Source organism: Acinetobacter sp. 12966 (assembly GCF_031196995.1).
GTDB classification, from domain to species: domain Bacteria; phylum Pseudomonadota; class Gammaproteobacteria; order Pseudomonadales; family Moraxellaceae; genus Acinetobacter; species Acinetobacter geminorum.
Map to the genome: position 1 here is coordinate 156,402 of NZ_JAVIMC010000059.1, position 24,315 is coordinate 180,716.

Below are 24,315 nucleotides of genomic sequence, written 5' to 3' on the forward strand. Positions count from 1 at the left end.
AGATTAACTCATCTTTTAACCGAAAACGGTTTAAAGTATAGCGTAATGCTGGGAGATTGGTCGAATTGTCATAATCATTTTGAGCACTAAGGTTTTCTTTTTTGTATAAAGAAGACGATAATAGTTGATAAATAGTCAGATTATTCAGGATAATCTGCCAACCATACCCATACTGTATGAGAGACTGCTTTGCATGACCTCGTTCGCAAATGTGGCTGATTGAAGGTGACTTCATTCGATTGTATGATCGACCCATTTTGACCCAGCTTAGGATTTGCCAGGCTTATAAAGGCTTTGCCACATATGTTGTATACCGAAATTCCAACTCAACGCCCTGTTACGCCATTGTTAGATGCAATTGATCATCCTCAACAATTACGTCAGCTCGAGCATAGCCAATTGGTTCAAGTGGCTGATGAGTTGCGTCAATATATTTTATATGCAGCAGGCCAGAGTGGTGGCCATTTCGGTGCTAACCTCGGCGTGGTTGAGCTGACGGTTGCGCTGCATTATTGCTTTAATACTCCAAATGACCGATTAGTTTGGGATGTAGGTCATCAGGCGTACCCCCATAAAGTCTTGACTGGTCGCCGTGAGAAAATGACAACAATCCGTGCTAAGAACGGTTTAGCAGCATTTCCAGCTAGAGAAGAATCAGTTTTTGATACATTCGGCGTAGGGCATTCATCAACTGCAATTTCGGCAGGTTTGGGAATGTCTTTAGCACGTCGCTATCAAAATGACCCATGTGAAGTGGTTTGTATTGTGGGTGATGGCGCAATGACAGCAGGTATGGCATTTGAAGCCATGAACGATGCTGTTGCACACGATGCCGATTTAATTGTTGTACTTAATGACAATGACATGTCGATTTCTTGCAGTACAGGTGGTTTTGCTAAGCATTTAGCTGCAATTTGGGAAAAAGGTCATTTAGTTAATGTCGATGAACATGGCGAGGCTTATGTACAGCCGCATCCGAAATGGACGTACAACTCTCGTTTACATCAATCGGCAACAGATGCGGCCGATAATTTATTTAAAGCAATTGGTTTTGACTACTTCGGTCCTTTTGATGGACATGATGTAAATCAACTCGTTCAAGTATTTAATGCATTGAAAAAGCGTAAAGGTCCACGCTTAGTCCACGTCTATACTAAAAAAGGTAAAGGCTTTACTCCGGCAGAAGCTGACCCAATTACCTATCATGCGATTGGCAAAATTAATGCGACTTCAGCAGGTAAAACGCCACCAAAATATTCTGATGTATTTGGTCAATGGTTGTGTGACGAAGCTGCACAGGATGAACGTTTATTAGCGATTACTCCAGCTATGTGCGAAGGCTCGGGCATGGTTAAGTTTGCTAAAGAATTTCCAAAACGTTTCTTCGATGTTGCAATTGCTGAACAGCATGCGGTAACACTTGCAGCAGGAATGGCTTGTGAAGGTTTAAAACCTGTTGTTGCAATCTATTCAACATTCTTGCAACGTGGTTACGACCAACTTATTCATGATGTTGCATTACAAAATCTTGATGTAACTTTCGGCATTGACCGTGCTGGTTTGGTTGGTGAAGATGGTCCAACTCATGCTGGTGCATATGACTATGCATATATGCGTACAGTTCCGAACATGGTCATTATGGCACCAAAAGATGAAAATGAATGCCGCCAGATGTTGCATACTGCCTATGCTTATAATGGGCCAGCAGCAGTACGTTACCCTCGTGGTGCTGGGGTAGGCGTTGAAATTCAGCAAGAGCTAACTGCTATTGAATTAGGTAAGGCAGAAGTCGTTGCTGAAATTAAACCTGCTTGTGATGAGCAGATTACGATTTTAGCGTTTGGTAGTCGCGTTATGGTTGCCATAGAAGCTGCTGAGCAATTTTCACAAAAACATGATGTTGGTGTGCGTGTTGTAAATATGCGTTTTGTGAAACCACTTGATGAAAAAATTATTCGTGATTTGGCTGAACATACACAATTATTTGTAACTGTTGAAGAACACGCGATTATGGGTGGTGCAGGCAGTGCAGTAAATGAGTTCATGGCACAAGAACAAATTGTTAAACCTATCATTAATTTAGGTCTGCCAGATTTGTTCTTGCAGCAAGCGTCACATGGTCAAATGCTACAAGATTGTGGCTTAGATGCTAAAGGTATTTTGAACTCAATTGAACGAGCTTGGCTTAAGCTAAATCAGGTGGTTTAAGCCTTTAATAAAATTTTTGAAACATTTTTTCCCCTAAAGCGCATTCATTTGCTAAAATGTATGCGCTTTTATGCATTATTCTTTGTCAAAATCTTCAAATTTGTATTGTAGTGGGTGTTCAATGGAACCTATGGTGGTTATGGCTGCGCGTGCGGCTCAAACAGTTGGTCAAGAGCTTTTAAAAGCGCATCAAAATCGTCATAAACTCGATTTGCAAGTTGAAGAGAAAGGCATTGATGGCCCGGTAACACGTGTAGATCGTTATTTGGAACAATTGACGATTGATACATTACGTAAAAGTTATAAAAACCATAGCTTCTTAGGTGAAGAGTTCGGTTTGCAAGAAGGCAAAGGCCACGATGCAGACTGGTGCTGGGTAATTGACCCACTTGATGGCACGCAAAACTTTATTAATGGTTTCCCTCATTTCTGTATCTCTATTGCAGTTCAGCATAAAGGCGTTACTCAACACGGCGTAATCTACGACCCAGTACGTGACGAATTATTCTCTGCAAGTCGCGGTCGCGGTGCGGTCATGAACCAACGCCGTATTCGTGTAAATGTAAAAGATACTTTAGAAAATACATTCTTGGCAGTAGGCCATCCTTACCGCGCTAAACGTGCTGGTGAGATCGTATCTTATGCAGAACAACACTTTGCTTCATTATTAGCGGTTACTCAAGCAGGCGCACAAATTCGTCGTGGTGGTTCAGCTGCCCTTGATTTAGCATATGTTGCTGCTGGCCGTTTTGATGGTTTCTTTGAACTTGGTTTAAAACCATGGGATATCGCTGCTGGTGAGCTTATTATTAAAGAAGCAGGTGGTGTAGTGGTTGACGCACGCGGTGGTAATGAGTCTCTTGAAAATGGTCAAGTACTTGCAAGTTCACTCAAAATGCTAAAACCTTTAATGCAAACTGTAGTTCCAGCTTGGGCTCAAGCCGCAAAATAATTTAATTATTTATAAATAAAACCCTCTATTATCAGAGGGTTTTATTTTTTTAAGCCATGGGTAAATATTACTGAGTTCAATAAATATGAAGAAAGTTGATTAAAACACATGACTTTTAATTTCTTTCTGCTATAATCCGCCCACGCACTTAAATTTCCGTTCATTACCTGAACATTCTGTTCTATTCATTGTAAGCGCACGCTGTCCATAGAGAGGACCATTTCTTGCGCCCCGATCGCTCAGCGATTCTTCAGGTTCGGCCGTAATCAAGCGTGCGTTTAGTCCACATCGTCGTTACTCGGATTGCTGCTGAAAAAACGTTTCAGCTAACTTTGCTTTGCCGCTTTGTGCCGATGTCTATTTTGTATTTATTAAAAATGGAGCACCCACTAGGGTGAAACTCTCTATGAGCAAAACTTTTGCCGAATTTTCTTTGCATGAAACCTTACAACAAGCGCTTGAAGGTTTAGGTTTTACTACCCCGACTCCTGTGCAAGAACAATCTATTCCTGCAGCTTTAGAAGGAAAAGACCTTCTAGTATCTAGCCAGACTGGTTCTGGTAAAACTGCGGCATTTTTATTACCGACATTACATAATTTAGCTGGTCAAGAAACTTTTGTTCCGTTCAAAGAACGTATGAAAGCTGTGACCCAACCTAACATTTTAGTTTTATGCCCAACACGTGAATTGGCTCAACAAGTTAGCCAAGATGCGATTGCTTTCGTACGTCACATGAAAGGTGTTCGTATTGCTGCAATCATGGGTGGTATGCCTTTTGGTAAGCAAATCCAACAACTTAAAGGCGCGCAAGTTATTGTTGCGACTCCTGGTCGTTTATTAGATTTAGTAAACCGTCGTCAATTAAAGTTAGATAAAGTTGAAGCTTTAATCGTTGACGAAGCTGACCGTATGTTAGACCTCGGCTTCTCTGAAGATTTAGAAGCAATCAGCGATTTAGCTGGTAACCGTCGTCAAACATTAATGTTCTCTGCAACTTTCGCTGACCGTATTATTCGTCTTGCTGAGCGCATGATGAATGAACCTGAGCGTATTGCTATTGAAACAGGTCACAGTACAAACACTGACATCACCCAAACTTTACACTGGACAGATGGTTTCGAACACAAGAAGAAACTTCTGACTCACTGGTTGGCTGATGAAACTCTTGATCAAGCGGTTGTATTCGCGAGCACTCAAGAAGATACAGATATGTTGGCTGAAGAACTTGCAGAAGCAGGTCATTCTGTAGTTGCACTTCACGGTGCAATGCCACAAACAGTTCGTAACCGTCGTTTACGTAGTATTCGTGAAGGCCGTGCAAAAATCTTGGTAGCGACAGATGTTGCTGCACGTGGTCTTGATGTACCGACAATTTCTCACGTAATTAACTTCGGTTTACCAATGAAACATGAAGACTATGTACACCGTATTGGTCGTACAGGTCGTGCTGGTCGTACAGGTCAAGCAATTACTTTAGCGACTTATCGTGAACGCGGTAAAATCCGTGCGCTTGAAGACTATTTAGATGCACGTTTAAGTGTTTCTGAAATTGAAGGCTTAGAGCCATCTCCACCTCCTGCTCGTTCAGGTCGTGATGGCGGTGGTCGTGGTCGTGGCGGCAACGGTGGTCGTGATGGTCGTCGTGGTGGCGGTTTTGGCGGTGGTCGTCGTTTTGAAGGCGAAAGCAACTTCAAACGCCGTGAAGGTGGTCGTGATGACCGTCCACGTCGTAGCTTTGATGACAAACCACGTGGTGAACGTCCATTCGGTGGTGAAGATCGTCCACGTCGCGAGTTCAATTCAGATCGCCCACGCCGTGAAGGTGGTTTTGAAGATCGTCCACGTCGTGAGTTCAACTCAGATCGTCCGCGTCGCGAAGGTGGTTTCAACGATAAACCGCGTTTTGACTCAAATGATGACAACCGTGGTAACCGCGTAGATTACAAACCACGTCGTGAAAATGGTTTTGGTGATCGTCCAAAACGTAGTTTCGGTGGTGAAGATCGTCCACGTCGTAGTTTTGATGACAAACCACGTGGTGAGCGTCCATCATTTGGTGGCGAAGATCGTCCACGTCGTGAGTTCAACTCAGATCGTCCACGTCGCGAAGGTGGTTTTAACGATAAACCGCGTCGTAGCTTCGATGACAAACCACGTGGTGAGCGTCCAGCGTTTGGTGGCGAAGATCGTCCAAAACGTAGCTTCGGTGGTGAAGATCGCCCACGTCGTAGTTTTGATGATAAACCGCGTCGTAAATTCGACCGTTAATCAAAAGTTCGTTTAAAGAAAGGCCAGTAGAAATACTGGCCTTTTTTATTTTTCAGTTTTGTTATAAAATAACAAAGTGTGAATTGGTTCAATTTTTTATTAAATAATGAGTAAAAGTAAACGAAAAGAAACAATAATGGCACAGTTGAAGAACTTATTAGTTCAGCACGGCTTGCCTTATCTTTTTATTGCACTTGTTTTGTGTAATGGGGTTTATTTTGCCTATGCTTTTATAACTGGAAGTTCTATTGAGCAGTTTCAAATTTCTGAATTAACCTCTTTTTACGAACATACCTCTTCTATTTCTACCAACTAACTTAGCTTTGCTTTTGTCAAAATAACAACAAGTTTGCCAATTTTCAGTGTTATAGTATGCGTGCATAAAAGTGCAGGAACGATTGCCATTATGAATAATAAAACTCCTCTCTCGACTCAACCACTTATTGAAGTGAAAAATTTGAGTTTTAATCGAGGGGAACGCGTCATTTATGACAATATTAGTTTAAATATACGTCGTGGCCAGATTACGGCCATTATGGGACCTTCTGGTACAGGTAAAACAACATTATTACGTCTGATCGGTGGACAGTTAGTTCCTGATCAGGGCGAAGTTTTGCTCGACGGTAAAGATATTGCAAAAATGTCTCGTCAGGAACTTTTTTCAGCCCGTGCACGTATGGGAATGTTATTTCAGAGCGGTGCTTTATTTACGGATATGTCAGTCTATGAAAATGTGGCATTTCCGATTCGAGCACATACCAAGCTTCCTGAAAATCTAATTGCTGAACTGGTTGCATTAAAACTGGAATCAGTAGGCTTGCGTGGTTCTGAACAATTAATGCCTACAGAACTCTCAGGTGGTATGAACCGTCGTGTTGCTTTAGCACGTGCGATCGCGCTTGACCCTGATTTAATCATGTACGATGAACCGTTTGCAGGGCAAGACCCTATTGTAAAAGGTGTTTTGACACGTTTAATCCGTTCATTGCGAGAGGCTTTAGATTTAACCACAATTATTGTTTCGCATGACGTTCCCGAAACCCTTTCTATTGCTGACTACATTTATGTTGTAGCAGAAGGAAAAATTCAGGGGGAAGGAACACCAGAAGAATTACAGGCATATGCTTCTCCATTTGTGCGCCAATTCTTAACAGGTTCGGCAGAAGGACCAGTTGAATACCAATTTAGTCATCAAGCCTATTTAGATAACGAGGTTCGTCCATGAATACGATTGCCTGGTTAGGTAGACTCGTTATTGAGCGGATTCGAGGGATTGGTGTTGCGGCACTAATGCTCTTACAAATTGTTTTTTCTTTTCCTTCATCTGGTGGTTTTGGACGATTTATTTACCAAATGCATCGGGTAGGGGTGATGTCTTTGTTAATTATCACTGTGTCGGGCCTATTTATTGGTTTGGTACTGGGTTTACAAGGATACTCAATTTTAGTGAACGTCGGCAGTGAATCAATGCTAGGCACCATGGTGTCTTTAACATTGCTGCGTGAATTGGCACCTGTGGTTGCTGCTTTATTATTTGCTGGCCGAGCAGGTTCTGCATTAACAGCAGAAATTGGTTCAATGAAGCAAAGTGAGCAACTTGCCAGCATGGAAATGATCGGGGTTGACCCATTAAAACAAATCGTATCACCGCGTCTTTGGGCGGGAGTGGTCAGTTTACCGATGCTAACTGTCATTTTTGCTGCGATTGGTATTGTGGGCGGTAAAATGGTAGGTGTCGATTTTCTTGGCGTCGATGAAGGCTCATTCTGGAGCGGAATGCAAAACAATGTGCAATTTGGGCATGATGTCGTAAATGGCATTATCAAAAGTATTGTGTTTGCTTTGTTATGTACATGGATTGCGGTATATCAAGGATATGCGTGTGATCCGACTCCAGAAGGAATCGCAACTGCAATGACAAGAACAGTTGTATATTCTTCATTATGTGTTTTAGGTTTTGATTTCGTGTTGACTGCGGTCATGTTCGGAGGGATTTAATGAAATCACGTAGTAGTGAGCTGGCCGTAGGTATCTTTGTTATTATCTTCGGTATTGCCTTGTTCTTTTTAGCCATGAAAGTTAGTGGCCTTGTTGGTACTAACTTAAATGATAGTTATACCATGAAGGCTCAGTTTGATAACGTCAATGGTTTAAAGCCTCGTGCTAAAGTAACGATGAGCGGTGTCACAATTGGTCGTGTTGATTCAATTACCCTTGATCCAGTTACGCGTTTGGCTACCGTAACCTTTGGTTTAGATGGAAAATTGACAAGTTTTAATGCTGAGCAGCTAAAAGAAGTTCAAAAAAATGCTTTAGATGAACTACGTTATAGTTCTGATTATACGCAGGCTTCTCCAGAGCAACAAAAAGCAATGGAACAGCAACTGATCAGTAACATGTCCTCCATCACCAGTATTGATGAAGATGCTTATATAATGGTTGCAACCAATGGTTTGTTGGGTGAGAAATATTTGAAAGTCGTTCCAGGTGGTGGTTTAAACTATCTTAAACGTGGCGATACAATTTCAAATACTCAAGGAACCATGGATTTAGAAGATTTAATTAGTAAATTTATTACTGGTGGTGGCGCAGGTAAAGTTGCCGCTGGTTCATCCTCAGCAGAAGAGAAAGCTCCTGCAAGTACCGACAGCAGTGCACAGCCGTCATTTGTTGAGTAAGAGTTTATTTGAAGGAGTGGTTCCAGGTGAATACGTTGTTTAAACAAACCCTGACAGCAAGTCTTTTGTCTACTATGATTGCAGGTACAGCTTTTGCTGCACCTTCAGAAGCTCCACCTGATTTTATCAAGCGTGTTGCTGATGGCTTGATCGCTCGTTTAAAAGCAGATCATGCTAAGTTGCAGAACAATCCTGCTTTAGTAAAATCAATTGTACGTCAGAACTTAGACCCGTATGTTGATTCACAAGCGTTCACTCGTATTGTGATGGGTACTTATGCGACGAATCAGTATAGTACAGCTGCACAGCGTGCTCAGTTCGAAACGAATTTCCGTAATACATTAATTGAAAATTACGGTAGCGCATTTGCTAAATATACAAATCAAAGCTATACCATGCGTCCTTACAAGGCAACTGCGGGTAAAAATCCTGTAGTGACATTGGACTTTAATCACAATGGTGAAAAAATTCCTGTTTCTTTCCAGTTAGCTGACAAAGGCACTCAATGGAAAATCCGTAATATCAATGTTTCTGGTATTGATCTAGGATTACAGTTCCGTAATCAGTTTGCTGCAACAGTGAAACGCAATGGTGGTGATTTAAATAAAGCAATTGCTACGTTCCAACCTGATGCAGACGCAGCTGTTAATCAAAACAAAAAGAAATAAGTAGGTGACGTGTGGTTCAGTATCTCAACCAACAATTGGTTGTTTCGGGAAAAATTGATTTTGAAAATGCGGAACAACAGTATCAAGCAGGTTTGGCTATCATAAAGAAGCAGCAAAGCTTCCCACTTGTGGTGGATTTAACTGAGCTTGAGCATGGTAGTACTTTGGCATTAGCTGTTTTAGTTCAATGGTTACGAGAGACTCCAAAAAATACTGGTTTACATTTTAAAAATGTCCCTGAAAAAATGCTGAAGATCATTCAAGCCTGTCATTTGCAGGAAGACCTGCAAATGATCTGATGTTTTTGATGTAAAAAAGCACCTATATTTAGGTGCTTTTTTATGCTCGAAATTGGCATTTTATTACAAAGCTTAGATCCATTTTTTCCAGCGGAAATAAATGATCGGCCCAATAAAGAAACCCATAATAATGAGTAAAACAACGAAGAAACTGGTCGTACCATGTGCAAAAGGTAATACATCAGTGTTCATGCCGTAAATACTGGCGATAAGCATCGGAGGAGCTAACATGCTTGGTAAGATCGAGAATCGACGAATCGTGTCATTCTGCTCGGTGTTAATGAATCCGGACGTCGTATCAAGTAAGAATCGTACTTTTTGGAATAAGAATGCATCATGTTCTACCAGTGAACGCACATCTTCACTGAGCTCTCGAATGTCAGCATCATAGATATGACTGCCTAAAGCTCGCGGACGCGATAAAAAAGTAAGTACTCGTCGTAAATCAATCAGACAGAGCTGTGCTTTTCCTAGCATATCTTCTTGTTGAGCTAGGCGCGTAATCATGTCATCGAGATCTAGAATTTTTTCACGTTGGTGGTTATTAAGAACCTCTGTGGAGTATTTTTCTAAATCTTTGTGGATATCTTCTAAGATATCCGCAAGCTCATCGAGTTTTGCTTCAAGAAGGCCTAATAAAATCCACGTTGGATCTTTATAGTCCATGTCATAGTCATTTCGACGAGCGCGTGCCCGAAAGGCGCGAAACGCAACTAATTTTTCTCCGCGCATCGTAAAGAGGCGGTCTTTATGCAAAATGAAAGCGACCGTTTGCACCATTGCTAAAATATGTGATGAGTCTTCTGCGTCACCGTCCACCTGATAATTTTTATTTTTCGTTAAAAAATAAGTACTGATGTGCAAAATACCGTCATCATCACGGTAAAATCGTGCAGAAGATGAAATGTCTTCAAGCGACTTTAGTGTTGGTAAATTTTGGTCATAGGCATCTAATACCCATTGTTGCTCTTCTTGCGAGGGTGCAATAAGATCAACCCAGACTAATTCGGGATGTAGATCAAATCCACCATTGATGGTGGCATCTTCCAGACTTCCGCGTTCTGTGGCATAAAAGGCTTCAAGCATGTGTCTTTTTTCCTCACGCAGTCTGATGGAAATGGATGGGTGTATTTTAGACAAGGATTTGCCGAAAAACACTTGCCAATACGCTATTTTGTAAAAAAAAACTCTATCGATAGTTTAGTTTGTCAGCATGACAGTTCAATAAAACGGTTTTTTACACTATGAAATCAATTTGTATTTTCTGTGGTTCATCTCTTGGTTCAGACCCAATTTTCCAAAAAATTGCCCAAGCTACAGGCGAGGCTATTGCAAAACAAGGTAAAACCTTGGTTTATGGTGGCGGTCGCTCAGGCCTAATGGGTGTAGTTGCCGATAGCGCCTTACAAGCAGGTGGACAAGTCATTGGCGTGATCCCTCGTGCTTTAGTTGATCGTGAGTTAGCTCATCCGGGTTTAACCAGATTATATGTGGTTGAAAATATGCATGAGCGTAAAACCAAGATGGCTGATCTTTCAGATGGCTTTATTGCCTTGCCGGGCGGCGCTGGTACATTGGAAGAAATCTTTGAACAATGGACCTGGGCACAATTAGGTATTCATCAAAAGCCATGTGCTTTCTTAAATGTAGCGGGCTTTTATGAAGATTTACTTAAAATGATTCAAGGCACGGTTGATAATGGATTCAGCCAAGCACGGTTCGTTGATAAATTGATCGCCTCAGACAAAATTGAAGATATTCTTCAACAGTTTGAGCAATATCAGGCTCCTGCTCCAAAATGGACAAATGCAGATGTTCAACCATAAACGAGGTTAAATAGGTGAAAACAATTACGGTCGCTGCCGCAGTGATCTTAAATGAGCAAAATCAGTTGTTGCTTGTAAGAAAACATAATACACATGCTTTTATGCAAGTGGGTGGCAAGCTTGAACCTAATGAGGCACCAGAGATCACCATGCAGCGAGAAATCTTAGAAGAAGTCGGTAGCTCTTGTGTGATTGAGCAATTTATTGGTCATTTCGAAACAGCAGCTGCCAATGAGCCAGATCATATTTTGGTGAGTCATTTATATCTTGTTCAGCTTGATCAGGCCCCTAAAATTGCAGCCGAAATTGCAGAAATGAAGTGGATAGATTTAAATGATTCTGAAACTCAACTTGCACCATTGACCCGAGAAATTGTCATTCCTTGGTGTGAAGAGTATTTATCTACACTGCAATAGCTTAACTCTTCGGCGTTGCTGCTAGGCACGCCGTATGAATGGATGTGCAGCCTAATTGTTTAAGTGCTTGACTGAGTGCATTTACAGAGCTTCCCGTGGTTATCACGTCATCAATAATGAGAACACGGCGATAACGTCGTTTCTCTTGATGATGGGGTAAAAATTGTTGTTCGATATTTTCAAAGCGTTCTAGTCGAGAAAGTCCTTTTTGAGCGTGTTCATTTAAGCGTTGAATTGGTTGCCAAACAGGTATTTTTAAGTGTTTGCTTAAGATATTGGCAAGTAGCAAAGACTGATTGAAGCCACGTTCAATTAAACGTTGATTGGAAATAGGCATGGGTACGATCGCTTGTACCTTGGGAAATTTTAATTGTTTTAAAATTTCACCTAATAAGATCTGATAATGTAACTTTTGTTCATATTTATACTGCTGAATGATCCGGTTAACCGGATAAGCATAATTACAGGCCACAAGAACAGATTGATTATTACGTTGAATCGTTTGTTTAAGCCAAGGTAGCTGTTCCCAACAGTCTTTACAGAGCGAGGATTTTTCTCGCATGCCTAACTCACACAATGAGCAAGGTGAAAATAACTGAATAAGAGGTTGAAAGTTTAAAAAATTAAACATACGCGTAGCGAGGCGCCTCAGGAAGCCAACGTTTTAATAGAGCATCTGCCTGTTCTGGATAATCCTTTAAAACTTGCTGTGCTACATAGTGAGCCTGACTCAGTAAGTGATCATCTCGCTCTAATCGGGCCACCCTAAATCCCATATCCCCAGTTTGTTTAGTTCCTAGTAATTCACCCGGCCCACGTAATTCCAGATCTTTTTCTGCAATTACAAAGCCATCATTACTTTCTCTTAAAATAGAAAGTCTCTCTTGTCCATTTTGAGAGAGAGGCGTTTTATATAAAAGTACGCAAAAACTAGCTTGAGCACCTCGACCTACGCGGCCACGTAATTGGTGTAGCTGAGAAAGACCTAAACGCTCGGCATTTTCAATCACCATAATGGAAGAGTTAGGAACGTCTACTCCAACTTCAATCACTGTTGTTGCGATAAGAAGTTGCAATTCATTATTTTTAAATGCTTGCATGACGGCTTGCTTTTCATCGGCTTTCATTTTGCCATGCACCAAGCCAATGTTGAGTTCAGGAAAGCGTTCTTTCATCTCTTGGTAAGTTGCTTCTGCTGCTTGAGCATCTAAAGTTTCAGACTGTTCAACCAGTGTGCATACCCAATAGGCCTGTTTCCCATCTCTACAATTCGAAGCAATACGTTGCAGTACTTCCTCGCGACGATCAAGCGGAATGGTAACGGTTTGAATTGGAGTACGGCCTGGAGGTAATTCATCAATAATTGACGTGTCTAAGTCACCATAAGCACTCATCGCCAGTGTTCTCGGTATCGGAGTAGCTGTCATCACGAGTTGATGTGGGGTGAATTGCTCAGCACCTTTATTACGTAAAGCTAAACGTTGATCTACACCAAAACGATGTTGTTCATCAATAATCACTAATCCTAATTTGGCAAACCCGACGTTATCTTGAAATAGGGCATGTGTACCAACAATAAGTTCCGCATGGCCTTCTTTAATTTGCTGCTCTGCTTGAGCACGCGCTTTACCTTTTTGTTTGCCAGATAACCATGCCACGGTTACACCTAATGGTTCAAACCAACGTTTAAAGTTTAAATAATGCTGTTCTGCAAGAATTTCAGTCGGAGCCATTAATGCAACCTGCCAATCTGCTTCTAAAGCATGGCAAGCGGCTACAGCGGCAACCAAGGTCTTTCCAGCACCTACATCGCCTTGTACTAGGCGTAGCATAGGTTGGTGTTGTTTTAAGTCATTTAAAATTTCTTTAGATACACGTTTTTGTGCATTGGTCATTTGAAATGGTAAAGCTTCTAATAGTTTTTTAGCTAATGCTTTACTGCTTGAAAATGCAGGTGATGCAATTTGGCGAATATAAGCACGGCGATTAAGTAAACTAATTTGGTGTGCAACCAACTCTTCAAAAATAAGTCGTTGCTGTGCAGGGTGCGAGCCTTGAGCCAATTGCAGCATGTTGGCATCCACAGGAGGCTCATGAATGTAATACAAAGCCTCTTTAAGCGCATAGCCATTGGTATATTGTTTTGGGAGTAGCTCTGGTAAGGCGTCACTATGATGCTTTAAAGCTTGTTTAACGTATTCACGTAATTTAGGTTGAGTTAACCCATCCGTACTTGGATAAATTGCTGTAAGCTGAGTTTTTGGTAGAGGTGTATGTTCATGAATGAGCTGAATTTCAGGATGATACATCTCAAGGCCGCGAGCACCTACACGGACTTCACCAAAAATGCGTAAGCGATGACCGGGTTTTATTTTATCAGTCAGGTTCTTATAAATATGATAAAAGCGTAAGGTGACTTTACCGAATTCATCTTGCACCAAGGCTGCCATAGATTTTCTTTTTCCTGGGGGGAAATCAATTGATTTGACTTCTCCTTCGAGTAAATAGCTCCGCCCAACCACAAGTTGATTCATTGGAATAATCGTACTGCGGTCTTCATAATCACGTGGCAGATGAAACAGTAAATCATCTGTGGTAAAAATATTTAGTTTTTCGAGCAGGGCTGCTGAAGCCGATCCAACGCCTTGTAACTGATGGACTGAAGTCATGTCCCCTCAACGAGTTTTCTATGCATATATTATTTATCGGTTATGGTAAAACATCTCAGCGTGTTGCTAAACAACTATTTGAGAAAGAACATCAAATTACCACAATCAGCCGTAGTGTAAAAACGGATAGTTACGCAACACATCTTGTTCAGGATATTTTTACGCTCGATTTAAGTAAAATTGAACCTGTAGATGTCGTATATATTTTACTTTCTCCAAATGAGAGTACGGTTGAGGGCTATCAGCAAACTTATGTTGATAGTGTTGAACCGATTCGAGAAGCATTAAAAATACATCCAGTAAAAAAAATAATCGTTGTCTCTTCTACGCGGGTATATGGTGAAAATGCAGGAGAGATTATTGATGATTTTAGTGAAATTCATCCAAATGATGCACAAGGCCATATATTGCGTAATATGGAGCTACTCTGGCAAAAATACTATCCAACTCAATCTGTAATTGTTCGCCCTACAGGTATTTATGGAACTTCCATTGCCCGTTTAAAGAAAATGGCTGAAAATCATCAAAGTTATCCAAATATACATTATAGCAATCGAATACATATTGATGATTTAGCAAGATTTTTGGCTTTTATGGCTGATTATGAAAGTCATCAAGCAAGCTATATTGTGACTAATAATCAGCCATTACCTTTGCATGAAGTTATAGTGTGGTTTCAAAAACAATTGGGATTGCCAGAATTAACTTTAGAATCAAACCAAATTTCAGGTAAAAGAATTTATGCAAAACATTTATCTACAACAGGTTTTCAGTTAGAACATCCGATTTGCTTTAATGACTATTTATTATGTTTAAATGTTCATAGCACTAAATGAAATTTTGATTAAACTTTAAATAAGAACATAAATACCTGATGAGGCAGTCAAATTGCCGATAAAGATAAAAAGGTTGAAAGTGAAAAAAATTTGTTTAGCTCTTATTTTGAGCGTAACAGCTGCTGCGAGTTGGGCTGATGATCAGGTGTGGTGTGCATATGATCCTATCGGGTCCCAAGGGGATATTACTCGCCGTTTAAATGACATTCGGCTATATGCCCAGCAATATCAAGTCAAATTTAAAGTTGTTACCTATCAAAAAGAACAGCAGGCCATACAAGCTTTTGATGATGGGAAATGTTCAGGTTTAGCTGCATCCAATTTCAATACTTATCGTTATAACCAGTTTATGGGAAGTGCCGCAGGTATAGGGCTTATTCCTAATAATCGTACGGCCAAAAGCTTTTTGCAGCTTTTAAATCACCCTACAATTGAGAAAAGGCTGGTTTCTAAGAATTATGAAGCTGTAGGAATGATTCCAATTGGAACTGCTTACATGGTTCTAAAAAATAAGAAGCTCTCTAGAGTCGCTCAATTAAGAAATCAACGTATTGGGGTGCTACCTAATAATCCACCACAACAAGCATTGGTACGAAGTGTAGGTGCTCAGCCAGTTTATGTTGATTTATCAAACGCGATTGCGCAGTTTAAGCAAAATAAAATCGATATTGTTCCTGCACCAGTGTATGGGTTATTGCCATATAACTTACAAAAAGAATTTGGACCAGATACTCAAGTCATCAATTTTCCTTTGGCATATTTCGGTGTCAATTTAATTATTAAACCGCAAGCTTATCCTACTAATTTTGGCCGAAAAATCAGAGGATGGTTTGTTCATAATAGCCAATTGCTGACTAATCGTGCGACACAATGGGAGAATCATTTACCTGCTTATTATTGGGTGGATGTCTCTTTTTATGAAAAGCAAAGTTATGATGTAATGGTTGCCAAAATACGTAATCAGTATGTTCTTTCAGGCTACTACGATGCTTATTTTGTTCAGCTTATGAAGCGCTTACGTTGTATGGATGATCCACGTTATTTTGAATGTCCAATTCGCTAATAAAATAAAAGGCAACCGAAGTTGCCTTTTATTTTGACTAAAGACTTTAAGCTTTTTTACGTTTTAAACGGCGTTTAGCTTGTTGAGATGCCATTGCTTCAAGAGCATCTTTCAACTCTTCGTCAGTAAAGGTGGTGATATGCTGCAACATTTGCAAGGTTACTTCATCAAGCACCAACTGTGCGCCAGCAGCCATTTGACGGAAATTATCATCAAACTCAATTTGGCCTTGGTCATTGGTACGAATGTAATTTTGTTGTGTAAGTACTTTTAAGAAGCTTTGGAATAAAGCTTTATCGAAGAACTCTGGCGAATTAAATTCATAGAGAACTGATAAACGTTGTCCTAATAAATGACTTAACTCTTCAACTTGTTTAGCAGAGATATTACCTGAACCACGTTGAGTAATGAGCGCAAGTGTCATGTAGTAACGCTCAAGACTTTGCTTAACTGGTGTTGCTAAAACAACAAGCTGATTATGCTCTTCAGTATTTGGCGCAGAGCTAATCAAATTACCTTCATCGTCTTGTTGAATAAGGTTAGATTGAACTAGAGCATCTGCATATTGCTCAACTTGTGCCTTAAGCTCGCTGCTCTTCCATTTAAGGAATAACTCAGCTTTCAAGAATGGATAGAGCGTATAGATGACATTAGTTAAATCTGAACGATTGATTTTCCCATTGTGTTCAACAAGTGATGCTACTAGAGAAGGTAAAACAAAGGCGTGCAAGATATTATTACGGAAGTAAGTCAGAAGAACAGCTTGGTTATCTTCAATCGCAATAATATCGCCCAGTGCATGCTGAACGCGTTTAATGAGTTTAAGCTTTAAACCATACGCAATAATTTCTTTACCAGAAAGTGGTGTTACTTCCATACGTTGGTCATATGGGAAGTTTGATGCCAAGTTGCGGTAAGCTTCAAGCTGCTTAATACAGATCTCTTCATCAAGTGTATGCTTTGGAGTTGCAAGCAAAATAATAGAAAGTAAAGAGACAGGGTTAATCACCACAGCTCGGTTAATGTTTTCTAAAATTGCATGTGCAGAGCTATTTACTGCATCTGAAACAGCTTGAGGAATTGGGTCGTCATTTTTCTCGATGTAAACATTTTCTGCATTATGTTCCTTAAGCAGATCATCAAGGAAAACAGGTTCACCAAAGTTCACGTGGACTTTACCAAAAATACGTTCAATTTTTCGTAAGGTTTTCACAATACCAAAAATAGATTCGGCTTCTTTTGGCTTGCCTTGCATTTCGCCTACGTAAGTTGAGCCTTCCATGAGTCGTTCATAACCAATATAAGTTGGTAAGAAAACGATCGGTTTAGCACGGCCACGTAAATGGCTGTGAACTGTCATGGCAAGCATACCGGTTTTAGGCGGTAATAAGCGTCCAGTACGTGAGCGTCCACCTTCAATAAAGTATTCAAGTGGCGTGTTGCGTGACAAAATACTATATAGATATTCTTTAAATACAGTAGTGTAGAGTCCATTTCCACGGAAAGAGCGGCGAATGAAGAATGCACCGCCACCACGTAGAAGCTGTCCAACAAAAGGTAAGTTTAAGTTGTCACCCGCAGCAATATACGGAACCATTAAGCCACGCTTATAGATCACATATGACAATAGTAAATAGTCAATATGACTGCGATGACAAGGCGTATAGACAACTTCATAGTCTTTAGCCAGTTCACGAACGGTACTAAAGTTATGTACTTCTACACCGTCATAAAGCTGTGTCCATAGGCGTGTTAAGGCAAGATCGGCAAAGCGCACTGCTGAGTGTGAATAATCCGATACGATTTCATTCACATAGCCAATCGCACGGCGTTCAGCTTCAAGCATGCTCACTTTTCCGCGAATACTTTCACGGCGGATTGCTTCTTGCACATCACGAGATTTAACAACCGATTGCATGACATTGCGGCGATCTGACAAATCGGGGCCTAACACGACTTCACGCTGACGGTCTAAATAATCATTTAATGTACTTACAATATAAGTTGCTGGTGAAAGATTTGGATAATGCTGCTGTGCATATTCAACCAATTCACGTAGCGATTGTGGTTCATGAAACTCTAAATAAGACTGACGGCCATGCAAACCAATATTAACTAGTTGCTTAACTGTGCTTGGTGTTGCCCATGTGTCTGAAAATAATAATTTAAACCAAGAATCTTCTTTATCTGGCGAACGGCCCCATAAAACTGTAACCGGAACAAGCTCTATATCAAGTTCAGGATTTTCTTGTAAAACTTCAATCAGTTTTAATAAGCGTGGTGGAAAAGCATGAGGAGGCGGATTCAGTAAATTATTTTCATCATTGTGCTGTAAAAATAAAACTGATGCTTTTTCCTGATGTGTACCTACAATGAGTGGGTCTAACGCAGGTTTTAAATTTAAACGACGCGTTTCTCCATCAACCACCAGAGCATTGCTTCGAGAGTGGTTTTGTAAGACGTAACAAACCACTTTTGGACGGTCAGTTTTTGCTTCTGTTTCTGTTGTTTCTGATACTGGTTCAGTAGGAACTTCCCCAAGAACATGTGGTGTTACCACGAGGTCAAGTAGTTTACTCGAAAGCCGACGATACATTTGACCAAACCCACTCTTGGACATAAGAACTCCTACTTCTTAAAGACAAATCCCAGCACCAAATGCAGAGGGTAATTATTTTGCGGCATTTATTAAAAAAAACAATATGCTACTTTCTTATAAATTATAATGCTTTTGGCATATTTTATCGTTAAAAATCGTATTTTTAGCTGTTATATGAGCAATCTTCATCAGAAGTTGACTGATTGTTCCATGTTCAAATAGTTTTTTATGGCACAATAGATTCTACACATCTGTACTTTAATACGATTTTTTACCTGAAATATGAAGGTATCTCTCATGAATGCGTTAACCCAAGAACTTGTCGATCTTCTTACTTTAGAGAAGCTAGAAGAAAATATTTACCGTGGCATAAGCCGTAATCTTGTCGGTAAACGTGTCTTTGGTGGACAGGTTTTGGGGCAGGCCTTACGTGCGGCTTCTTATACAACCGATCGCCCAGCGCATTCTTTGCATGCATATTTTTTATATGGCGGCGATATTAATGCCCCAATTATTTATGAAGTAGACCGTTTACGTGATGGGAAAAGTTTCGTAAGTCGTCAGGTTCGTGCAATCCAGCATGGACGCGTTATATTTTCGGCGATGGTTTCTTTTGCTAACCCCGAAGAAGGCTTGAACTATCAACATCAAGAACCAGAATATCCAGCACCAGAGACTCTTAAATCTGAAAATGAGCTCAAAGAAGGTATTTTAAACTTCGTACCTGAAAATGTTCGTGCTAGTTTCATGCGTGAGCGCCATGTAGAAATCCGCCCAATTGATCCAGTAAATCCGTTTCAGCCTCAACCTGAAGCGCCGTATAATGCGCACTATATCCGCACACATGACCGTATTCCAAAACAATTAGATGATATTGCTCTACATCAAGCAATTGTTGCGTTTTATTCAGACTTTACCTTAATGACAACCGCTTTAAGACCGCATGGTTTAAGCTATATTTCTCCAAGTTTGCAGTGTGCAAGTATTGATCATGCAATTTATTTCCATCGCCCGCTGCGTGCTGACGAATGGATGCTTTACGATATGGAAGCTACGGTCAGCGCAGCTTCTCGCGGTTTAAACTTTGGACGTATGTGGCAAAATGGTCAGTTGGTATGCAGTACCGTACAAGAGGGTTTAATTCGTTTGCGGGAAATTGAAACGCAATAAACTTATTTATAAAGCCATCTCATCAGATGGCTTTTTTATTTTTAATTGAAACGATGTGACAAAAAATTGCTCGTATGAATAGCGAGCTCATGTCATATTTGCAAAAGGATTGCCAACTGAAAAAAATAATGCTGATATGAACTTAAACACACAAATTCTTATTGCGGCCATTTTAGGCTTAGCCTTTGGTTTTATATTAACGTTGTATCCCGATACTGCGTTTGTAAAACATAGTTTATATGGGTTAGGCATATTAAGTAGTGTCTTTATTGGACTGCTTAAAATGTTGTTGGTGCCTTTAATTTTTAGCTCGATTGTTGTGGGTGTCTCTAATTTGCAGGCGGGAGGGCAGTTAGGTCCAGTCTGGAAAATTACCTTTTTATGTTGTTTGACCACAACAACATTGGCTTTAATTTTAGGTATAAGTTGTGCTCATCTATTTGAAGTAGGGCGTGGTATAGATATCTCTATTTTCCAAACGTCTATGCAAAACTATCAGGCACCAGATAGTTTAAATCCTGCAAGTTTTTTCACTAATTTTATTCAAAATACATTAATTAATCCATTTAAGGCATTTAGCGATGGTAACGTTTTAGCTGTTGTGGTGTTTGCACTATTTGTTGGTGTTGCTTTAGTCCATGGCGGTGAGCGTTTTAAAAGTATTCGCGTATTGAGTCATCAATTTTTTGAAATGATGATGATGCTAGTCGGCTGGGTAATGAAGCTCGCACCTTTGGGTATTTTTGCTTTATTAGCAAAGTTAATGGCAACGGAAGATATTTCGGTACTTAGTCGTTTGGCTGAGTTTGCTGTTGTAGTAACGGGAACTACCATTTTTCATGGTGCTGTTGTTTTACCATTACTACTTTGGATTTTTGGTCGCATGAGTCCTTGGACATTTTTCAAAGGAACTCGTACAGCGCTAATTACAGCATTTGCAACCAGCTCTAGTTCTGCCACGATGCCACTTAGTATGAAATGCGCACAGGAAAACTTAGGTGTTCGTCCGCAAACAGCTGGTTTTGTGATTCCTTTAGGTACACAGCTTAATATGGATGGCACTGCACTATATGAAGCAGCCGCTGCATTGTTTGTCGCAAATTTGGTAGGGCTAGACTTAAACCTGACACAACAAATTATTGTGTGTTTGACAGCAATGATTGCATCACTGGGTGCACCTGGAATTCCGAGTGCTGGTATGGTTACCATGATTATGGTTTTACAGTCTGTAGGTTTACCGGCTGAAGCAATTGCAATTTTACTTCCGATTGACCGCCTATTGGATACAGTAAGAACAGTGGTAAATGTGCAGGGTGATATGATGATTAGCGTGGTTGTTGACCGTTATACAAAAGATAAAGATATCAGTGTCTAATCTCCTAAATAAAAAAGCAGGATTTAAAATCCTGCTTTTTTATTTTTAAGCCGCTTGTAATTCAGCTCTTTTTGCTGCTGGAGATTGTGATAAATAATTTACCGCATCTTCAGTGCTACCTTCTTTTACTGGATCATACCAAGGCATGAGGTAATCAATTTGTTGGGCAATAAGCCAGATTGGATTTGGTAAAACCTGATTATCTTTTCGGCTAATTTTATACCATTCTACTGCAACCCATACTGGGAAAAATCTAGATTTAGCCGCATCTGCAAAACGTGGATCTTGTTTCATAATATGTGCAGCGCCATCTACCCATAATCCAAGCACTAGTACAATTACTGCGAGGCTTAAATAGTAGCGTGGAATATAACCACCACCCAAATGGCGGTATAAATCAAAAGCAACTGTACGGTGTTCAATTTCCTCTGAACCATGCCATTTTACCAAGTCAACCATTTCAGGGTCGGCACCTAATTCTTCCCAGCGCTTGTTATAGAGTGCATATTTACCCAACACACAGGTCATATGTTCAACAGTTGCAATAACGCCTAAACGAAAAAGGTCCCATTGCTCTTGTAGAAATTGAGGAACTTCTTTGTCGAAAGGTTTATCTGCTAAGGCTGTAGTAAATAGATAATTCATAATGTCCAGATTTCGCTGGATATCAATATTACGTGCACTTAAATATTCTTTATTAGCAGACGTATGGGCATTGGCGTGCATAGCTTCCTGACGGATAAATGCTTGGACATCCTGTTTAAGTTTTTCGTCTTTAATTTGAGGTAAAACCTTATTGTACAAACGGCAGAACCAGAATTCTCCGGCAGGCAAGATATTATTAATTTCATTAATAAAATAACTTGCGAAAGGCTGATTTGGAATCCAGTCAACAGGGGTGTCTTTCCAGTCAAATTTTACTTTACGTGGAAGAATTTTATAGTCAATAGAAGAACCTAAAGCTTTGTTCTTCAAAAAAGATAACAATTTCATCATTTAATCCTGATTTTTAACTCGATGAAGTTATAACGAGTATAAAAAAAGCCCCTACATTTGTGTTTAGCAATAGGGGCCAATTTGAAAATAAATTTAATAAAGAAATTGTATCTGTTTTGACGATTTACTCTTCAGCATCCTCATCGCTTGCTTCAGGGATCGCGTCAACGTCAAATTCCGGTTCTTGATCAAGCGTAAAATGCAGGCGTCCAGCCATAACACTTGCTAGCTCTTCTAAACCTAATTTATTAAGTGATGAGAAAAGTTGAATCGAGAAATCAAGCTTCATTTTTTTCAGTTGTTGCTTAACTTCTAATAGCACTTTGTTTGCAGGACCACGATTAAGCTTGTCCGCTTTTGTTAGAAGGATATGAACAAATAGATGACGTGAATAAGCCCACTCTAGCATCATCATGTCGAAATGCTGTAATGGATGGCGAATATCCATCAGTAATACTAAACCTTGTAAGCTTTTACGATGGATTAGATAATTTTCTAATTCTTTTTGCCATACTCGTTTCATATCTTCAGGTACGGCTGCATAGCCATAGCCAGGAAGATCGACTAAACGTTGATCGGGGTTGCCTAGACTAAAGAAGTTAATCATTTGAGTACGGCCGGGTTTTTTAGAGGCACGTGCTAGCTGTTTTTTGTTGGTTAATGCATTGATAGCACTAGACTTGCCGGCATTTGAGCGTCCTGCAAAAGCGATCTCGTAGCCACTATCTTCAACACAAAGTGCCAATTTAGGTGCACTCATTAGAAACTCAGCTTGGCGTAACCAGTTGAGTGATTGCACAGCATATGCTGTGATCGCTGGATCTGGTTTCTTTTCATAGCTGATCTTTTGCTTGGGTGCGAGTCTGGCTTTGGTGTCTTTCGATTTTTCACTACGACGCATAAAAAATAACTTTTTAAATGAGAGGGCTCGCGCCTAGTATAAAGGAGCTTGGGTATTCTTGCTAATTTTCAATAAATCTAGTTATTAAAAGCAATAGATGTTAGATCTGTAAAAATGCAATAGGGGAGTTGGCAGGAGCGGATTTTGATTGCTGCAAAACTTCTCCGAGTGTGTATTGATCTAGGCTTTGATAAAAGCTTTCTAAAGCCTGATCTAAAATACCTTTTAAACCACAGTGACTGCGTAATACGCAAGGTGGCGTATTACATTCAACGATTTGATTGTCGCCCTGTAATATCCGAACGATTGAACCTAAATTTGAGTTAAGTGCATCTGGATTTAAGCGAATTCCTCCGCCTTTTCCACGAATGGTAATAATCCATTCCTGCTTGCCCATGAAGTGAACAACTTTAACTAGATGGTTTTGTGAAACATGCAAATCTTTCGCGATTTCTGCAATCGTGTAGGGTGCATCACTTGGGCGTGCAACATACATTAAGAGTCGTAATGCATAATCGGTAAATTTATTAAGCTGCATGATCACCAAAAATGGAAGAGATTAAAAGGATGATCATCTTAGCCTGAAAGTCTAAATAAGAAAACTTTCAGGCAAGAGGTTTTTACATTACAGCGTTAAAGGAGCTGAAACCTGTACTTGATCACCCACTCTATAATGCTCAAGTAAAATATTAGCAACCGAAAACTCAGTATGATTTTCTTCAGGCTGCACTTCAAAATGATATGAGTTATCTTCTTGAGCTTCAGTAAATTTAAACGCTTTCGGTTGTTCAAGTTGTTGTTCGGGAACTTGTACTTTAACTGAAATAAAGGCATTTGCTGGGCTAGTCAGTACGTCTTCATGGTCAGTTGCTTTTAAAGTGAAGCGTTTGCCAGATTCCAGAGGATCAATTTGAGTAATTTCAAATGAACGCCAGCCAGCCCATCCACCTTTTAAGCTTTCAAGTTGCTCATATTTTTGTTTTTCAACACCAATCAAGATATCAGCCAATTGTAAGTATGCTTGTTTCCACGCTTCGATAAGCTCTGATTCGAATGGTACGTTGAGTACTTCACTAATTGAATGAAGCAAGTTGTCTCCAACAATTGCATATTGGTCTGGTTGGATATCTAAGCTCACGTGTTTAGTGGTGATACGTTCAACAGCTTTAGCTAGAACAGTAGGGTTCTCAATATTTTCTGCATAAGCAAGCACAGCAGCTGCAAGAGCACGTGGCTGACGTAAGCTGGTTTGGTCGTCTAAATTAAAAACATTTTTTAATTCGGGATTGTTATTAAGCATGCGCTTATAAAAGTATGTAGTTAGCGTAACGCCGTGTTCACGTAAAACCGGTACAGTAGATTTAACAAGTTCAATTTGTTGTGGAGTCAT

The 24,315-nt window shown here is 40.1% G+C and carries 23 protein-coding genes; 15 read left to right on the forward strand and 8 right to left on the reverse strand.

Translation table 11 applies throughout. The features are described 5' to 3' along the window. Positions 1–303 precede the first annotated feature (303 nt). The 9 genes from dxs to RFW85_RS09355 all read left to right on the forward strand — a co-directional run bounded on the left by dxs (position 304) and on the right by RFW85_RS09355 (position 9,074). The gene (gene dxs / locus RFW85_RS09315) at positions 304–2,208 is read left to right on the forward strand and encodes a 1-deoxy-D-xylulose-5-phosphate synthase (protein WP_309171469.1); all 1,905 of its coding nucleotides are present in this window, start codon (positions 304–306) and stop codon (positions 2,206–2,208) included. 121 nt (positions 2,209–2,329) lie between these two features. Beyond that, positions 2,330–3,160 carry an inositol monophosphatase family protein gene (locus tag RFW85_RS09320; RefSeq protein ID WP_005078362.1) on the forward strand — a complete coding sequence of 277 codons (831 nt, stop codon included), beginning with the start codon at positions 2,330–2,332 and terminating at the stop codon, positions 3,158–3,160. A 406-nt stretch (positions 3,161–3,566) separates the two neighbouring features. Beyond that, positions 3,567–5,429, forward strand: a complete 1,863-nt coding sequence (locus tag RFW85_RS09325; RefSeq protein ID WP_016143582.1) for a DEAD/DEAH box helicase — start codon at positions 3,567–3,569, stop codon at positions 5,427–5,429. Between the two features lie 106 nt (positions 5,430–5,535). Next, positions 5,536–5,745 carry a hypothetical protein gene (locus tag RFW85_RS09330; protein WP_005067237.1) on the forward strand — a complete coding sequence of 70 codons (210 nt, stop codon included), beginning with the start codon at positions 5,536–5,538 and terminating at the stop codon, positions 5,743–5,745. Positions 5,746–5,835: 90 nt separating this feature from the next. After that, positions 5,836–6,654, forward strand: coding sequence for an ABC transporter ATP-binding protein (locus RFW85_RS09335; RefSeq protein WP_002116999.1), 819 nt, complete (start codon positions 5,836–5,838; stop codon positions 6,652–6,654). Continuing rightward, positions 6,651–7,427: a lipid asymmetry maintenance ABC transporter permease subunit MlaE gene (gene mlaE / locus RFW85_RS09340; RefSeq protein ID WP_002117010.1), complete on the forward strand. Its 777-nt coding sequence runs from the start codon at positions 6,651–6,653 to the stop codon at positions 7,425–7,427. The genes RFW85_RS09335 and mlaE overlap by 4 nt, the downstream gene beginning before the upstream one ends. Beyond that, positions 7,427–8,107 carry an outer membrane lipid asymmetry maintenance protein MlaD gene (locus RFW85_RS09345; RefSeq protein ID WP_005067241.1) on the forward strand — a complete coding sequence of 227 codons (681 nt, stop codon included), beginning with the start codon at positions 7,427–7,429 and terminating at the stop codon, positions 8,105–8,107. Before mlaE ends, RFW85_RS09345 begins: the two co-directional genes overlap by 1 nt. A 26-nt stretch (positions 8,108–8,133) precedes the next feature. After that, positions 8,134–8,775: a phospholipid-binding protein MlaC gene (locus RFW85_RS09350; protein ID WP_002116826.1), complete on the forward strand. Its 642-nt coding sequence runs from the start codon at positions 8,134–8,136 to the stop codon at positions 8,773–8,775. An 11-nt stretch (positions 8,776–8,786) separates the two neighbouring features. After that, a complete protein-coding gene (locus RFW85_RS09355; RefSeq protein WP_005067244.1) occupies positions 8,787–9,074 on the forward strand; it encodes a lipid asymmetry maintenance protein MlaB in 288 nt (95 codons plus the stop codon). A 72-nt stretch (positions 9,075–9,146) separates the two neighbouring features. Here the strand turns inward: RFW85_RS09355 and RFW85_RS09360 are convergent, their stop codons facing one another. Next, positions 9,147–10,160 (reverse strand): magnesium and cobalt transport protein CorA, encoded by a 1,014-nt coding sequence (locus RFW85_RS09360; protein WP_068563869.1) that lies wholly within the window; start codon positions 10,158–10,160, stop codon positions 9,147–9,149. Positions 10,161–10,318: 158 nt separating this feature from the next. Here RFW85_RS09360 and RFW85_RS09365 point away from each other — a divergent pair, with 158 nt between their 5' ends. Next, positions 10,319–10,900: a TIGR00730 family Rossman fold protein gene (locus tag RFW85_RS09365; RefSeq protein WP_068563868.1), complete on the forward strand. Its 582-nt coding sequence runs from the start codon at positions 10,319–10,321 to the stop codon at positions 10,898–10,900. Between the two features lie 14 nt (positions 10,901–10,914). Then, positions 10,915–11,316 carry an NUDIX domain-containing protein gene (locus RFW85_RS09370; protein ID WP_309171470.1) on the forward strand — a complete coding sequence of 134 codons (402 nt, stop codon included), beginning with the start codon at positions 10,915–10,917 and terminating at the stop codon, positions 11,314–11,316. 1 nt (position 11,317) lies between these two features. Here the strand turns inward: RFW85_RS09370 and RFW85_RS09375 are convergent, their stop codons facing one another. Together RFW85_RS09375 and recG are read right to left on the reverse strand one after the other, a co-directional pair. After that, on the reverse strand, positions 11,318–11,947 hold the full coding sequence (locus RFW85_RS09375) for a ComF family protein (protein ID WP_170249108.1): 630 nt from the start codon (positions 11,945–11,947) through the stop codon (positions 11,318–11,320). Continuing rightward, positions 11,940–13,985, reverse strand: a complete 2,046-nt coding sequence (recG, locus tag RFW85_RS09380; protein WP_309171471.1) for an ATP-dependent DNA helicase RecG — start codon at positions 13,983–13,985, stop codon at positions 11,940–11,942. Before recG ends, RFW85_RS09375 begins: the two co-directional genes overlap by 8 nt. Positions 13,986–14,005: 20 nt before the next feature. On the opposite strand from recG, the gene RFW85_RS09385 reads away from it, so the two are divergent. Both RFW85_RS09385 and RFW85_RS09390 read left to right on the forward strand, forming a co-directional pair. Further along, the gene (locus tag RFW85_RS09385) at positions 14,006–14,821 is read left to right on the forward strand and encodes an NAD-dependent epimerase/dehydratase family protein (protein WP_309171472.1); all 816 of its coding nucleotides are present in this window, start codon (positions 14,006–14,008) and stop codon (positions 14,819–14,821) included. A gap of 79 nt (positions 14,822–14,900) precedes the next feature. Continuing rightward, positions 14,901–15,884: a putative solute-binding protein gene (locus RFW85_RS09390; protein WP_309171473.1), complete on the forward strand. Its 984-nt coding sequence runs from the start codon at positions 14,901–14,903 to the stop codon at positions 15,882–15,884. 46 nt (positions 15,885–15,930) lie between these two features. On the opposite strand, the gene plsB is transcribed toward RFW85_RS09390, so the two are convergent. Continuing rightward, a complete protein-coding gene (plsB, locus tag RFW85_RS09395) occupies positions 15,931–18,504 on the reverse strand; it encodes a glycerol-3-phosphate 1-O-acyltransferase PlsB (RefSeq protein WP_309171474.1) in 2,574 nt (857 codons plus the stop codon). Positions 18,505–18,780: 276 nt separating this feature from the next. Between plsB and RFW85_RS09400 the strand changes: the two genes are divergently transcribed. Then, the gene (locus RFW85_RS09400; protein WP_002116924.1) at positions 18,781–19,653 is read left to right on the forward strand and encodes an acyl-CoA thioesterase II; all 873 of its coding nucleotides are present in this window, start codon (positions 18,781–18,783) and stop codon (positions 19,651–19,653) included. A gap of 109 nt (positions 19,654–19,762) precedes the next feature. Further along, on the forward strand, positions 19,763–21,028 hold the full coding sequence (locus RFW85_RS09405) for a dicarboxylate/amino acid:cation symporter (protein WP_031945274.1): 1,266 nt from the start codon (positions 19,763–19,765) through the stop codon (positions 21,026–21,028). A 45-nt stretch (positions 21,029–21,073) separates the two neighbouring features. Here the strand turns inward: RFW85_RS09405 and RFW85_RS09410 are convergent, their stop codons facing one another. The 4 genes from RFW85_RS09410 to RFW85_RS09425 form a co-directional block, all read right to left on the reverse strand. After that, positions 21,074–22,024 (reverse strand): metal-dependent hydrolase, encoded by a 951-nt coding sequence (locus RFW85_RS09410; protein WP_130119849.1) that lies wholly within the window; start codon positions 22,022–22,024, stop codon positions 21,074–21,076. Between the two features lie 124 nt (positions 22,025–22,148). Continuing rightward, positions 22,149–22,925 carry a ribosome biogenesis GTP-binding protein YihA/YsxC gene (yihA, locus tag RFW85_RS09415; protein ID WP_005067265.1) on the reverse strand — a complete coding sequence of 259 codons (777 nt, stop codon included), beginning with the start codon at positions 22,923–22,925 and terminating at the stop codon, positions 22,149–22,151. A gap of 100 nt (positions 22,926–23,025) precedes the next feature. Further along, positions 23,026–23,463, reverse strand: coding sequence for an Rrf2 family transcriptional regulator (locus RFW85_RS09420; protein ID WP_002116968.1), 438 nt, complete (start codon positions 23,461–23,463; stop codon positions 23,026–23,028). 87 nt (positions 23,464–23,550) lie between these two features. After that, positions 23,551–24,315: a globin domain-containing protein gene (locus tag RFW85_RS09425; RefSeq protein ID WP_014207751.1), complete on the reverse strand. Its 765-nt coding sequence runs from the start codon at positions 24,313–24,315 to the stop codon at positions 23,551–23,553.

Coding starts and splice junctions, on each gene's coding strand:
- yihA (WP_005067265.1), bottom strand. CDS start 22,925: ATGCGTCGTAGTGAAAAATCGAAAGACACCAAAGCCAGACTCGCACCC.
- dxs (WP_309171469.1), top strand. CDS start 304: ATGTTGTATACCGAAATTCCAACTCAACGCCCTGTTACGCCATTGTTA.
- RFW85_RS09400 (WP_002116924.1), top strand. CDS start 18,781: ATGAATGCGTTAACCCAAGAACTTGTCGATCTTCTTACTTTAGAGAAG.
- RFW85_RS09375 (WP_170249108.1), bottom strand. CDS start 11,947: ATGTTTAATTTTTTAAACTTTCAACCTCTTATTCAGTTATTTTCACCT.
- RFW85_RS09345 (WP_005067241.1), top strand. CDS start 7,427: ATGAAATCACGTAGTAGTGAGCTGGCCGTAGGTATCTTTGTTATTATC.
- RFW85_RS09325 (WP_016143582.1), top strand. CDS start 3,567: ATGAGCAAAACTTTTGCCGAATTTTCTTTGCATGAAACCTTACAACAA.
- recG (WP_309171471.1), bottom strand. CDS start 13,985: ATGACTTCAGTCCATCAGTTACAAGGCGTTGGATCGGCTTCAGCAGCC.
- mlaE (WP_002117010.1), top strand. CDS start 6,651: ATGAATACGATTGCCTGGTTAGGTAGACTCGTTATTGAGCGGATTCGA.
- RFW85_RS09320 (WP_005078362.1), top strand. CDS start 2,330: ATGGAACCTATGGTGGTTATGGCTGCGCGTGCGGCTCAAACAGTTGGT.
- RFW85_RS09410 (WP_130119849.1), bottom strand. CDS start 22,024: ATGATGAAATTGTTATCTTTTTTGAAGAACAAAGCTTTAGGTTCTTCT.
- RFW85_RS09360 (WP_068563869.1), bottom strand. CDS start 10,160: ATGCTTGAAGCCTTTTATGCCACAGAACGCGGAAGTCTGGAAGATGCC.
- RFW85_RS09385 (WP_309171472.1), top strand. CDS start 14,006: ATGCATATATTATTTATCGGTTATGGTAAAACATCTCAGCGTGTTGCT.
- plsB (WP_309171474.1), bottom strand. CDS start 18,504: ATGTCCAAGAGTGGGTTTGGTCAAATGTATCGTCGGCTTTCGAGTAAA.
- RFW85_RS09420 (WP_002116968.1), bottom strand. CDS start 23,463: ATGCAGCTTAATAAATTTACCGATTATGCATTACGACTCTTAATGTAT.
- RFW85_RS09365 (WP_068563868.1), top strand. CDS start 10,319: ATGAAATCAATTTGTATTTTCTGTGGTTCATCTCTTGGTTCAGACCCA.
- RFW85_RS09330 (WP_005067237.1), top strand. CDS start 5,536: ATGAGTAAAAGTAAACGAAAAGAAACAATAATGGCACAGTTGAAGAAC.
- RFW85_RS09425 (WP_014207751.1), bottom strand. CDS start 24,315: ATGACTCCACAACAAATTGAACTTGTTAAATCTACTGTACCGGTTTTA.
- RFW85_RS09335 (WP_002116999.1), top strand. CDS start 5,836: ATGAATAATAAAACTCCTCTCTCGACTCAACCACTTATTGAAGTGAAA.